Origin of the sequence: Shinella sp. M31 (assembly GCF_049199205.1) — a bacterium.
Taxonomy (GTDB): Bacteria; Pseudomonadota; Alphaproteobacteria; order Rhizobiales; family Rhizobiaceae; genus Shinella.
Map to the genome: position 1 here is coordinate 1 of NZ_JBLZPH010000110.1, position 13,131 is coordinate 13,131.

Sequence of the window (13,131 nt, forward strand, 5' to 3'; positions counted from 1 at the left end):
AATCGTGAGACGCCGATAGGCAGCGGATGGTCAATACGCCGGACTGCAAATTATTGAAGCGCCAAAGCTTTCATAAGCCGGGCATTCGGCCCGCTGGCCTTGCCCTCTCTTCCGAATCGGTTCTAGATGCGGTTTAAATCGCCAAATAGGCTTTGAAACGCATTTTGAGATTAGCGACATGAATATGGCTGCAACGTTCGGGCAGGCAATTTCCGAGGTCGATCAACTGATCATCGGTCAGGCGCACGAGCTGTCGGACAAGCTGAAGCAGCATCGGCTGGAGATGTTTCCACCCGTTGCGCAGAAAAACCTGCGCCAGTTTCAGCTGAGCGAGGCTGCCCATTTCCTGGGTGTGACCAGCGGCTATCTGCGCAATCTTTCGCTTGAATCCAAAGGCCCCCTTCCGCAGGTGACGCCTTCGGGCCGCCGCTCCTATTCTGCCGATCAGCTTCAGGAAATGCGGCAGTATTTGGAGCAGAACAGCCGCGGCCAGCGCTATGTCCCACACCGGCGCGGCCGCGAGCACCTGCAGGTCATCGCGGTGGTGAACTTCAAGGGCGGTTCCGGCAAGACGACGACGACGGCGCATCTGGCGCAACACCTGGCCCTCACCGGCCACCGTGTGCTCGCCGTCGATCTCGACCCGCAGGCGAGCCTTTCGGCGATCCACGGTTTTCAGCCGGAATTCGACGTCAACGAGAACGAGACGCTCTACGCCGCCATCCGTTACGACGACCAACGCCGGCCGTTGAAGGAAATCATCCGCAAGACGAATTTCCCCGGCCTGGACATCGTGCCCGGCAATCTAGAACTCATGGAGTTCGAGCACGATACGCCGCGCGTTCTGGCGCAGGGTAACCGCGGCGATTACGGCCGCATCTTCTTTGCCCGCCTCGATGAGGCGCTGTCGTCCGTCGCCGACGACTATGATGTGGTGGTCATCGACTGCCCGCCGCAGCTCGGCTTCCTGACGATGAGCGCAATCTGCGGCGCGACCGCGGTGCTGATCACCGTGCATCCGCAGATGCTCGACGTCATGTCCATGTGCCAGTTCCTGCAGATGCTCGGCGAGGTGCTGAACACGCTGAAGAGCGCCGGCGGCAACATGAACCTCGACTGGCTGCGCTATCTCGTCACCCGCTATGATCCGGCGGACGGGCCGCAGACCCAGATGGTCGCCTTCATGCGCTCGATGTTCAAGCAGCATGTCCTGACCAGTCCGATGGTGCGCAGCGTGGCGATCGCCGATGCGGCGCTGACCAACCAGACGCTTTATGAGGTCGAGCGTAGCCAGTTCACCCGCGCGACCTATGATCGCGCCTTCGAGTCCATGGAAGCGGTCAATTCGGAACTTGTCGAACTTATCCATAAGGCATGGGGGCGTTGATATGGCGCGCAAGAACGTTCTTTCCAATCTGATGGCCCCCGCCAACGACAAGTTGACACCGGTAAACCCCGCAGCGGACGAGCAGCGCCAGCATGTGACCTACAAGGGCATCGGTGCGCTTGGTGCCGTGACGCGCAGCATCGACGCACTGGCGGCGAAAGCCGATGCGGCCAAGGAGATCGAGGCGAAGCTGACGGCCGGCGAGGTCGTTATCGAGCTCGAGCCTGATCAAATCGAGGATTCGTTCGTATCGGACCGTCTGGCGCATTCCGACCAGCAGTTCCAGGAACTGGTGGATGCCATGCGCGTGCGCGGCCAGGATTCGCCGATCCTCGTGCGTCCGCACCCGGCCAAGGATGGCATCTACCAGATTGCCTTCGGTCACCGTCGTGCAAAAGCCGCGCGTCTGCTCGGCCGCCCGGTCCGCGCTGTGGTCAAGGCTCTGACCGACCGCGATCACGTTATCGCACAGGGGCAGGAGAACAGCGCGCGTGCCGATCTGTCATTTCTTGAGCGCGCGACCTTCGCCGGAGAACTGGAAAGCCGCGGCTTTGATCGTGAGACCATTATGTCGGCGTTGAGTGTCGACAAGACGACAGTTTCAAAAATGTTGTCGGTCGTGAACAGAATTCCGAAGGCCGTGCGTACGGGCATCGGCCCGGCGCTCGCCATCGGTCGCGACCGATGGCATGAGCTTGCGACGCGCTTCGACGAACCGTCGAATGAAGACAGGGCCATCGAGTTTCTCGGTCGCGAGCGGATCAAGGCCCGTTCGCCGGAGGAGCGGTTCAACCTTGTCAGCGGCCATCTCGCGAAATCAGACGCTCCGGCGCATGCCGCCAAGCCGGCCCCGGCCGCCTGGGAGCGCAAGGACGGCTCCGTGCGCGCCAGCATCAAGGCGCAGGGGCGGCAATACACGATTTCGCTGAAAGCCACGGAAGCCGCGGCGTTCGGCGCCTACATCACGCAGAACCTCGATCGCCTCTACGAGGCTTACAGGTCTGAAAAGAAACAGAAATCGGGAGATTGATCCGCAAAAGAAAAAGGCCCCCTCAACGTTACCGTCGCGGAAGCCCTTCTCATCGTTTAGCAGCCTGAGAGTCGCACTTCCCCGAATCACAGTCAAGCGTTTTTGGCATCGGTTTTCGATGAAGGGGTCTCTTTTGCCTTTTTGAGGGTGAAGAGACATGGAAACAGATGGCATAGCGACGCCCTTCGGGCGGCGAGCGATGACGCTTGGCATGTTGGCAAGCCAGGCGATCGTCAAGACGATCCCGTCGGAAGCGAGTATCGACAAGTGGAAACTCTACCGCTGGCTCTGCGAAGCGCGGCCCAAGCTGCGCGTCAGCGATCGGGCACTGTCGGTGCTGAATGCGCTGATGAGCTTCTATCCGAAGACGGAACTTGCCGCCGGCGACAGCATGGTCGTCTTTCCCTCCAACATGCAGCTCTCGCTGCGCACGCATGGCATGGCAGAAACCACGCTGCGTCGGCATCTCGCCGCGCTCGTCGATGCCGGTCTGCTGATGCGGCGCGATAGCCCCAACGGAAAGCGGTATGTTCGCCGCGATAGGGAAGGGGAGATCGGCGAGGCTTTTGGCTTTTCGCTTGCCCCCCTCCTCGCGAGGGCAGGGGAGATCGAGCAGCTCGCAGCGGCCGTAACCGCCGAACGATTGCTGTTGCTGCGGCTCCGAGAGCGGATCACGCTTGTCCGCCGTGATATCGTCAAGTTGATCGAAACGGCCCTGGAAGACGGGCTTGCCGGGGATTGGATGCAGTACGAAGCCGAATATCGGGTGCAAATCCTGGCTTTGCCACGCATCGCAACACCGGAAATCCTCACGGTTATTCTTTCTGCGCTCGAAGCCCTGCGCACGGACATACTCAAGTGCATGGAAAAACAGATTATTTTACATAATACGGCTGGCTATCCCGACCAAACTGAGCGGCACAAACAGAATTCAAAACCCGACTCTATTTCTGATCTTGAACCTAGCTTCGAACCGAAGCAGGACGGCAAGGCAGAATTCCAGCCGGAACCAACCGCAATGACTGATACGGCAGCGATGGGTGAAACCGGAAATCCTGCTGGAACGAACAACCCGCTGAACCACGGTGTGGCAGATCGGCAGCCGCGGTCCCTGGGAGCCGGTCCGGAACCACAAAAACCCTATCCCCTCCCCCTTGTCCTGCAAGCTTGCCCGGAAATTATTCTATTTGGTCCGGGTGGCACGATTTCGGGGTGGCGCGATCTGATGGCGGCGGCCGTGGTAGTGCGTTCTATGCTGGCGATCAGCCCATCGGCCTACGAAAATGCCTGCGCGGTGCTTGGGCCGGAAAACGCAGCGACGGTCATCGCCTGCATTCTGGAACGCTCCGGGCATATCAACTCGGCCGGCGGTTACCTGCGCGACCTCACCCGGAGGGCGGAACGCGGTGAATTCACGCTCGGTCCAATGCTGATGGCGCTTGCCCGGGCGAATGGTGCTCCCGCCAAACAGGCGGGATGACGACAAAACGAGACAGTGAATTCGGCTTTGGAAACCGTACGTTAACCATGCAATCCGTAATCATGGGGGGCAAGACAAGGAAGCCCGAATCAATGCCCCCTTATGCCTCCGCGCAGATGCGCCGCCGTTCTGTTGCCACCGAAACCGGACCGGTCGTGCCCTTCCCTGCCGAACGCCGCACGGCGCAAATCCGTCGCTGCGCCGGCGAGCTCGATGGCCTGCACGGCGAGGATGCACGGGTTTATTGGCGGAAGGTTTGCCGCGAACTGGCAGACGAAATGCGCAAGCTCGGATCGAGCGAAGACAATGCGCGCGCCGCGGTTTTCGCCTTCCAGGATGAGGTGCAGCAGGAACTCTTCCGTATGCACCATGCGGAAGAAGCCTGATCGCTTCGATCAGATCAGGCCAGTCGCGCTGCTCACGAGGCCGAGCGAAAAGACGACGAGGAATGCTGCGGCAACTCGGTAGATCAGACGCGGCGATAAAACCGGTGCTTGGCCGACAAGACTGCCGAGCACGAGGAAGCAGGTCCCGGCGCCTGTGACGAGCAGGCCAAAGAGCCCGAGAGCCGGTGCTATTTCCATCAGCGGTCCATGCGGCATGATGACCAGCCCGATGATGGGCGCCTTGGGATTGAGCATGGTGGTCAGGAAGACCTGGCCAACTGTTACCGCTTTCGCATCCCCCTCCCCCGCCGATTTCGACGAAACAAGCCAGAGGCGGGCGGCGAGGAAGAGAACCCAGCACGCCGCAACAATCCGTAGGCCTGCCGCCAAAATTGGGCGCCCTTCGAGAAAAGCGGCTGCAATCGTTGCCAATGGAATGACGACGATGAGATAACCGGACAACTCACCCAGCAGCAATGGAAGGCTCTCGCGAAAACCCCGCGCCGCCGCGCCGACCGTCAGCAGCGTGTTGGTCGGGCCCGGGGTCAGCAGCAAAGCAAGGATGGCGAAGAGAAAGAAGCTGTCCGGCATATCGGTTCCTATGGAAGGTTCGGTCTTTCCGTCTCTTCCCTATGTCTCCTCCTTGAGCGCAACCTTGATCTCCGTCAAGAGACCGCGCAAGCAATGGGATGTCGCTCTTCCCTCCGGCCTTTTGTCCCGCTAGGAACAGAGGCCTATTTCCGCAGGGAGGAAACAATGACGGACATGATCGCAGACGACATTCGCCGGCTCGAGGAACAGGAGCGGCTCCTGCGTTTTACCCGGTTCAGCCCGGATGATGCCTGGGCGCTTGGAAACCGCGTTCGTGAAACGGCGCTTGCGCTTGGTGCCGGTGTTGCGATCGACATCTCGCTCCGCGACCGGGTCCTCTTCCACTGCGCCCTGCCCGGCACGTCGACGGACAATGTCGAATGGATCCGGCGCAAGCGCAACACGGTGTTGCGGCTTTGGCACTCGTCCTATCTCGTCGGCCGTCGCCTGGCGCTTTCCGGCCGCGAGCAGGTGGAGGCGCATAATCTTCCCCATTCGGACTTCGCGGTGCATGGCGGCAGTTTCCCGCTTTTCGTCGCCGAACTCGGATGTGTCGGTGCGGTCACGGTTTCCGGTGTGCCGCAGCGAACCGATCATGCCATCGTAGCCGATGCCATAGCCGCCTTTCTCGGCATCGATCTTGGCGACAACCGCCTGCCGGATTGATCCCTCCCTCCCCCTAGGAAAGAAGCGATAGGCTGCGTAGGATAGGCGGCCCGGCTTCTTTCGGGTGATGGAGGAGAGGAGCCCCCAATTTCGTGAAAGTGCGTCACGCCCTGGCGTTCGCGATTCTACCGATCGTTGTCGTCCTTGCTATCCTGCAAGGCGGAACGCTGATGACGCGCAGCTATATGGATGAGGCATCATCGCAAGCGAGTTCTGCTTTACGCTTGGCGGTCGCCGCACTCGCCGGCCATCTCAGCCGATACGAGCCTCTCCCCGCACTCATCGCCGATCATGACGACATCGAAGCGCTTCTGCAGAAGCCGGACGATCCATCCCTTCGCCGGGCAGCCAGCAATTATCTCAAGGAAATCAACGGACTGCTGGAGTCTTCCGATATTTATGTGATGACCCCCGACGGCAATACGATCGCCGCCAGCAACTACGACATGCCGGCGACCTTCGTCGGGCAGAACTTCCATTACCGCCCGTATTTTCAGGATGCTATCAAGGGACATCGAGCGCGCTTCTATGCGCTTGGAACCACCTCGCTGAAACGCGGCTACTATTTTTCATCGCCTGTGGAGGTGGCCGGCAAGATCCTCGGCGTCATCGTTTTCAAGGTGGACATCGATTCCATCGAGACGTCATGGCGCGGGGGGGAATACAAGATCTTCGTCGCGGATCCCGAAGGCATCATCTTCATGACGGGCAGCCCGGAATGGCTTTATACCGGGATTCTACCACTGGATGCGCCGAGAATTTCCCGCACGCAGGCCTCGCGACGGTATGCGGAAGCCGAGTTGCGCCCCCTCCCCCAGACGGAGACGGTTTACCACGGTCAACATCTGATGAGCATCCGGTCGAATGGTGCCAGCCGCGAATATCTTCGGCTCTCTCAATACATGCCCGAGGCGGATTGGACGGTCAACGTTCTGCTCGATACGGCATCGGTGCGCGCGCAGGCTCGCACGACGCTGATCGCGGTCGTGCTCTTTATCTGCCTTGGCGGACTAGGGGGCGCCGTTCTCTGGCAGCGTCGTAGCCGGGTCGTGGAACGCTTGCGTCTGCAGGAGGAAACGCAAAACGAATTGGAACGGCGCGTCGACGAGCGAACGGCTGCTCTTGCCCGGGTCAATGAGCAGATCGAACTGGAGGTGTCGGAGCGCCGATTGACCGAGCAGGAACTGCGCAAAACGCAGGCCGACCTGATTCAGGCTGGAAAACTCGCCGGCCTCGGCCAGATGTCCGCAGCGCTTTCGCATGAATTCAACCAGCCGCTCGCCGCCGCAAAAACCTATGCTGATAGTGCTGCCCTGTTGATGGACCGTGGCCGTATGCCGGAGGCGCAGGATAACGTCCGCCGCATTTCAAGCCTCATCGACCGTATGGCTTCCATAAGTCGTCACTTACGCAATTTCGCGCGCAAGCCGAATGAAAAATTAGGACCCGTTCTCCTCTCGGCTGTGATCGCCGATACGCTCGAAATCGTCACGCCCCGGCTGAAAGCGGCGAACGCGGAGCTTGTGCTTCAGCTTCAAGAAGACGGCTTGGCTGTTCAGGCTGGGCCGGTGCGTTTGCAACAGGTTCTTGTCAATATTATCGGCAACGCGGCGGATGCCGTCGAGGGCCGCGACGATAGGAAAATTTTGCTGTCGGCAGGCCGCGAGAACGGGCGCATTGCCATCACCATCCGCGATCATGGGCCGGGTGTGCCCGCGGCGATCGCCGAGCGCATCTTCGATCCCTTCTTCACGACAAAGGGCGTCGGCAAGGGTCTTGGCCTTGGTCTTTCCATTTCTTATAATATTATCAAAGACTTTGGCGGAGACTTGTCGGTGATCAATCATGTCGAGGGTGGTGCCATATTCCGGCTTGTGCTCGACCCGGCAGGCGTAGCGCGCGAGGCGGCAGAATGATGGGACCGCGCGTTCTTCTGATCGATGACGAGGAGGAGATGCGCCGTTCCTCCACCCAGGCGCTGGAGCTCTTCGATCTCACGGTGGAGACCTTTTCGAGCGCCGAGCCGGTGCTGGAGCTTGTCGGCTATGCCTTTGATGGAGTCGTGGTGAGCGACATCCGCATGCCGGGCATGGATGGCATGACGCTGCTGCAGCGGATTCGCGAGGTCGATCCCGAAGTGCCCGTCATTCTGGTGACCGGGCATGCGGATGTGCAGCTTGCGGTCAGCGCCATGCGCGCCGGTGTTTATGATTTCATCGAAAAGCCCTTTGCCGCGCAGCATTTGGCGACAGTCATCCGCCGCGCGATGGACCGGCGCAGCCTCGTTCTGGAAAATCGCCGGTTGCGCGCGGTCGCCGGAAAGCGTGACGACATCGAAGCACGGCTGCCGGGACGCACCCAGGTTATGGTGGACCTGCGCTATAGGCTGCGGGCCATCGGCGCGACCGATGCGGACACGCTGGTCATCGGGGAAACCGGCGTCGGCAAGGAGGTCGTCGCGCGGGCGCTGCATGATGTCAGCAGCCGCGCAGGCCGGCCGTTCATCGCAATCAATTGCGCCGCCCTCCCTGAAAATCTTATCGAAAGCGAGTTGTTCGGCCATGAGCCGGGTGCGTTCCCCGGTGCGCTTCGGCCACGCTATGGCAAGTTCGAACACGGCCGTGGCGGCACGATCCTGCTCGATGAGATCGGCTCTATGCCCTTTGATTTACAAGCAAAATTCCTTCGTGTCCTGCAGGAACGCGTCATTACGCGTCTGGGCTCCAACGAGCAGATTCCGCTTGATGTGCGGTTCATCGCGACGAGCAAGGTCGATCTGGAGGCCGAGGTTGCGGCCGGCCGGTTCCGGGCCGATCTCCTCTATCGACTGAATGTTGCGACGCTTCGTGTTCCCTCGCTTGCGCAGCGTCAGGCCGATATCCCTCTCCTCTTTCTCCAACTGGTGCGCGAGGCCGCGGCGCGTTATGGTCGCAATGATATCGACGTACCGCCGGAATTGATAACGGACATCGCTGCGCGCGGGTGGCTTGGCAATGTTCGCGAGCTTCGCAATGCAGCGGATCGACTGGTGCTCGGTCTTCCCCCAGCGCCGGAAGATAGCTCTGAAACAGGTCCGCAGCGTCTGGCGGATCGCGTTGCGTCCTACGAGCGAGGGCTGATTGCCGGTGCACTGGCTGCCCATGGCGGCAGTTTGAAGCCGGTTTACGAACAACTCGGCGTTTCCCGTAAGACGCTTTACGAGAAGATGCAGAAATACGGGCTCGATAAATATGCGCGTTTTGACGTCTCTCAGGACGATTCCTGAGCTCGAATGGGTGGATTTCCACCCATGGGCCGCGCGCTTTGTCCCCTAAGTCACCCATCCCGACCGTGTTTACTGCCGTAAACTGCGCGTCATCAGGGTAACCGGCTTGTTCCGCCGGTACCATCATTCACTCTGGTGCCAACCAGAAACGGTGCGGGAGGAGCTGCGCCGGCTGGTCGTTTCATCTCGGGAGGATTTGATGAAGACCTTGAAATCCCTGCTTGGCGTATCCGCCGCCGTTGTCGCCACCCTGCTCGCGACTTCGGCGCTCGGCCAGACCTATCCGGAACGCACGATCACCATGGTCGTCCCCTTCTCCGCCGGCGGCCCGACCGATACGGTCACCCGTCTTGTAGCGGAAGCCATGTCTAAGGACCTCGGCCAGCAGATCGTCGTGGAGAATGTCGGCGGCGCCGGTGGCACGCTCGGCGCCGGGCGTGTCGCGAGCGCCGATCCCGATGGCTACACGCTGCTGCTGCATCATATCGGCATGGCGACAAGCGCCACGCTTTATCGCAAGCTGGCCTATGACACGCTGAACGCTTTCGAATATGTCGGCCTTGTCACCGAGGTGCCGATGACGATCGTCGCCCGCAAAGACCTTGAGCCGGGTGATCTCAAGGGCCTGATCGATTACATGAAGGCGAACAAGGACACCGTGACCGTGGCCAATGCCGGGATCGGTGCGGCGTCCCATCTCTGCGGTATGATGCTGATGAGCACGCTCCAGACGCAGTTTACCACCGTCCCCTACAAGGGCACCGGCCCGGCCATGACGGACCTGCTGGGCGGCCAGGTCGATGTGATGTGCGACCAGACGACCAACACGACCAAGCAGATCCAGGGCGGCACGATCAAGGCTTATGCCGTGACCTCCCCTGCCCGCCTCGGCAACCTGCCCGATATTCCAACGGCTGAAGAAGGTGGCTTGCCCGGTTTCCAGGTCGGCATCTGGCACGGCATCTATGCGCCGAAGGGCACCCCGGCTGAGGTGACGGAACGGCTTTCGAAGTCGCTTCAGCTGGCGCTGAAGGACCCCAACGTCATCGCCCGTTTCGCCGAACTGGGCACGGCCCCCTCCTCCGACGCCGACGCGACGCCGGCCGGATTGAAGGCCAAGCTCAAGAGTGAAATTGCCAGATGGAAGCCGGTGATCGAGGCCGCTGGTCAGTACGCCGACTGATCATACCTGCAGGATATGGATCGTGGCGGCGGTGACCGCCGTCACGATTTCAGCCGTTGTGCGCGCTCTCGGAGCGCCGGGAGAAGGGGAACCCATGAAAAACCTGCAATTCGACAGCACCAATGTGATATGCGGCCTGACCTTTATCGCTCTCGGATGCTTCTTTATTTATCAATGTCTTAACCTGGAACTTGGCACTGCGCTCCGCATGGGACCGGGCTATTTTCCGCTGTTCCTGGCGGTCATCCTGACGCTTCTCGGCGCAATCGTTCTGGTACAGGCAACCCGTGTTCAGGGCGAGCCGATCGGGCCGATCGCGCTGCGCGGGATGCTGTTCATTCTGCCGGCACCCGTCTTTTTCGGGCTGACGGTGCGTGGTCTCGGCTTCGTGCCGTCGCTGTTCTTCGCCGCCCTCATCGCCGCTTTCGCCTCGTCGCGAATGAAGCCGGGCATGGCGGTGGTTCTCGCGGCCGCCATCACGCTCTTCTCCGTCGCGGTGTTCAGCTATGCCCTCAGTCTGCCGTTCGAGCGGTTCGGCCCTTGGACCCGGCTCTAGGAGGGCGCGTTATGGATCTTATCAGCAATCTCGCGCTGGGCTTCTCGACGGCCGCATCGCCGGCGAACCTCGCCTTCTGCCTCATCGGCGTTCTGCTCGGCACGTTGATCGGCGTGCTGCCCGGCATCGGCGCCACGGCGACGATCGCCATGCTCCTGCCGATTACCTTCCAGCTAGAGCCAGTTTCATCGCTCATCATGCTCGCCGGTATTTACTACGGTGCGCAATATGGCGGCTCCACCACCGCGATCCTGATCAACATGCCCGGCGAATCCTCGTCTGCCGTGACGGCCATCGACGGCTATCAAATGGCGCGCAAGGGCAGGGCGGGTGCCGCGCTGTCCATTGCGGCGCTTGGGTCTTTTTTTGCCGGTACGGTCTCGACCTTCCTGGTGGCGATCTTCGCCATTCCTCTGACAGCCATCGCTTTGAAATTCGGCGCTGCCGAGTATTTCTCGCTGATGGTTGTCGGCCTCGTCTCCTCCATCGCGCTTGCCCATGGTTCCATCGTCAAGGCGCTGGCCATGGTGGCGCTCGGTTTGCTTCTCGGTCTCGTCGGCACGGATATATATACCGGCACGCCCCGATTTACCTTGGGCATTCGCGAATATGCCGACGGGCTCAACTTCGTCGCCGTCGCTGTGGGGGTCTTCGGCATCGCGGAAATCCTGCGCAATCTGGAGGGCGAGAAGACCCGAACCCTGGTGATGGCGAAGGTCTCCGGGCTTTGGCCGACCAAGGACGATTTCAAACGCATGGCGGCGCCGGTGGTGCGCGGCACGGTCATCGGCTCAGCCCTGGGAATCCTGCCGGGGGGAGGGGCGATCCTCGCCGCCTTCGCCTCCTACACGGTGGAAAAACGCGTTTCGGACCACCCCGAGGAGTTCGGACACGGCGCCATCGCCGGTGTCGCCGGGCCGGAATCGGCCAACAATGCGGGTGCGCAGACCTCGTTCATCCCCTTGTTGACATTGGGCATTCCGGCCAATCCCGTCATGGCGCTGATGGTCGGGGCGATGATCATTCAGGGGATCGTGCCGGGACCGAATGTCGCGACCGAACAACCGACGTTGTTCTGGGGCATCATCGCTTCCATGTGGATCGGCAATCTGATGCTCGTGGTGCTGAACCTGCCGCTGATCGGCCTCTGGGTAAAGCTCCTGACGGTGCCTTACTACGTGCTCTTCCCGATCATCATGGCGTTCTGTTCGATCGGCGTCTACAGCGTGAATTCGAATGTCTATGATCTCTATGCCGTCGCGCTGTTCGGCCTTGGCGGTTATCTGCTGGTCAAGCTGCGCTGCGAGCCTGCTCCGCTGCTGCTCGGCTTCGTTCTCGGGCCGCTGCTGGAGGAAAACCTGCGGCGTGCCATGATCCTGTCCAGGGGCGATCCGACAACCTTCGTGACGCGGCCGATCAGCGCGATCCTGTTGGCGATTGCACTTGCGGTTCTCATCATCGTCTTCTTGCCGTCAGTCAAAAAGAAACGCGAAGAGGTGTTCCAGGAAGAAGACTGAGCCCGACATTCGGATGGAATCACAGGGAAGGGCGGCCATAAGCCGCCCTTCTCGTTTTCAGCGATATTGCACCGCAGCGGTATTCGGGATAAAACTTGACTATAATCTGAAGGAATAATCCCCCGGCATGACATTTCAACCGCACATGCAAAACAGGATCGAAGGCTTTTCGGTGGTCGGTGGCCTTAACCGGCGGCACTGGAACGGCATCGTCGCGGATGTCTGGGATGTGGAATGCGCACCACGCGCCGGGGGTTACTATGTCGGCCGGGATCCGCGCCTGTTCGTCCTCCTCGACAAGCGGGGTCCCGGCCTATCCCGCACGCGCCTGGCGCCGGGGGGCATTGAGACCGTCGGCGATTGGGCAAGCCGCCCGATCGCCTATATTCCCGCCAATTTCGAGCTCTGGGCCGATCTCGCCGACCACCGCTTCTTGCGTCATCTCGACCTGCATTTCGACGTCGAGACCGTCAGCCGGAGACTGGCCGAGGACCTCGACCCCGCGCGCTTGCTCACGCCGCAATTGTTCTTTGCCGATGCGAAACTGCTCTCCCTGGCGCAGCTCATCGCGGCCGAAATCACCAATCCGCAGCCTTTGCATGATCTCTATGGCGACGGGCTGTCGCTGGCGCTGATCATCGACGTGATGAAATTTGCCAAGGCACCCGGCCGCAAGCGCAGCAAGCTTGCCGGCTGGCAACTGCGCCGCGCGACCGACTTCATTGAAGAAAACTGCTTGCGCAACATTCGGCTTGAGGAAATCGCCAGCCTGATCGGGCTATCGCAATCCCATTTCAGCCACGCCTTCAAGGCCTCGACCGGCGTCGCGCCGCATCAATGGCAGGTGAACGCGCGCCTCCGCTACGCTAAACAATTGATTTTGAAGGCTGAACAGTCCTTGACGGAGATCGCCGCTGAGGCTGGATTTGCCGATCAGGCGCATTTTACCCGTGTCTTCCGCAAGAATTTCGGGACCACACCCGCCCATTGGCAAAAGGCGAATGTCGGCTGAAGCCGTGTGCCGACGGATCTCCATCCCCCGGAAAATTGCCCAAAAACGTTCAATTTTC

At 60.7% G+C, this 13,131-nt stretch carries 12 protein-coding genes; 11 read left to right on the top strand and 1 reads right to left on the bottom strand.

The genetic code is table 11. The features are described 5' to 3' along the window. Positions 1-178 precede the first annotated feature (178 nt). The 4 genes from repA to ACOZKU_RS18610 all read left to right on the top strand — a co-directional run bounded on the left by repA (position 179) and on the right by ACOZKU_RS18610 (position 4,283). Positions 179-1,387, top strand: coding sequence for a plasmid partitioning protein RepA (repA, locus tag ACOZKU_RS18595; protein ID WP_314089033.1), 1,209 nt, complete (start codon positions 179-181; stop codon positions 1,385-1,387). A gap of 1 nt (position 1,388) precedes the next feature. Next, complete coding sequence (repB, locus tag ACOZKU_RS18600; protein WP_421580121.1) at positions 1,389-2,417, top strand: plasmid partitioning protein RepB; 1,029 nt, start codon at positions 1,389-1,391, stop codon at positions 2,415-2,417. Positions 2,418-2,574: 157 nt separating this feature from the next. Beyond that, positions 2,575-3,897, top strand: coding sequence for a plasmid replication protein RepC (gene repC, locus ACOZKU_RS18605; protein WP_421580122.1), 1,323 nt, complete (start codon positions 2,575-2,577; stop codon positions 3,895-3,897). 92 nt (positions 3,898-3,989) lie between these two features. Then, positions 3,990-4,283: a DUF6074 family protein gene (locus ACOZKU_RS18610; RefSeq protein WP_421580123.1), complete on the top strand. Its 294-nt coding sequence runs from the start codon at positions 3,990-3,992 to the stop codon at positions 4,281-4,283. Positions 4,284-4,292: 9 nt separating this feature from the next. Here ACOZKU_RS18610 and ACOZKU_RS18615 read toward each other — a convergent pair whose 3' ends face one another. Continuing rightward, the gene (locus ACOZKU_RS18615; RefSeq protein ID WP_421580124.1) at positions 4,293-4,874 is read right to left on the bottom strand and encodes a LysE family translocator; all 582 of its coding nucleotides are present in this window, start codon (positions 4,872-4,874) and stop codon (positions 4,293-4,295) included. Positions 4,875-5,039: 165 nt separating this feature from the next. Here ACOZKU_RS18615 and ACOZKU_RS18620 point away from each other — a divergent pair, with 165 nt between their 5' ends. The 7 genes from ACOZKU_RS18620 to ACOZKU_RS18650 all read left to right on the top strand — a co-directional run bounded on the left by ACOZKU_RS18620 (position 5,040) and on the right by ACOZKU_RS18650 (position 13,073). After that, the gene (locus ACOZKU_RS18620; RefSeq protein ID WP_421580125.1) at positions 5,040-5,540 is read left to right on the top strand and encodes a heme-degrading domain-containing protein; all 501 of its coding nucleotides are present in this window, start codon (positions 5,040-5,042) and stop codon (positions 5,538-5,540) included. Between the two features lie 92 nt (positions 5,541-5,632). Continuing rightward, entirely contained in the window at positions 5,633-7,456 is a 1,824-nt protein-coding gene (locus ACOZKU_RS18625; protein ID WP_421580126.1) for a sensor histidine kinase, read from the top strand. After that, positions 7,453-8,805, top strand: a complete 1,353-nt coding sequence (locus ACOZKU_RS18630; RefSeq protein ID WP_421580127.1) for a sigma-54-dependent transcriptional regulator — start codon at positions 7,453-7,455, stop codon at positions 8,803-8,805. The genes ACOZKU_RS18625 and ACOZKU_RS18630 overlap by 4 nt, the downstream gene beginning before the upstream one ends. Positions 8,806-9,004: 199 nt before the next feature. Further along, on the top strand, positions 9,005-9,988 hold the full coding sequence (locus ACOZKU_RS18635; RefSeq protein WP_421580128.1) for a tripartite tricarboxylate transporter substrate-binding protein: 984 nt from the start codon (positions 9,005-9,007) through the stop codon (positions 9,986-9,988). 94 nt (positions 9,989-10,082) lie between these two features. Next, positions 10,083-10,544, top strand: a complete 462-nt coding sequence (locus ACOZKU_RS18640; protein WP_421580157.1) for a tripartite tricarboxylate transporter TctB family protein — start codon at positions 10,083-10,085, stop codon at positions 10,542-10,544. Positions 10,545-10,555: 11 nt separating this feature from the next. Then, on the top strand, positions 10,556-12,061 hold the full coding sequence (locus ACOZKU_RS18645; protein ID WP_314089009.1) for a tripartite tricarboxylate transporter permease: 1,506 nt from the start codon (positions 10,556-10,558) through the stop codon (positions 12,059-12,061). Between the two features lie 127 nt (positions 12,062-12,188). Continuing rightward, entirely contained in the window at positions 12,189-13,073 is an 885-nt protein-coding gene (locus ACOZKU_RS18650) for a helix-turn-helix domain-containing protein (protein ID WP_421580129.1), read from the top strand. Positions 13,074-13,131 lie beyond the last annotated feature (58 nt).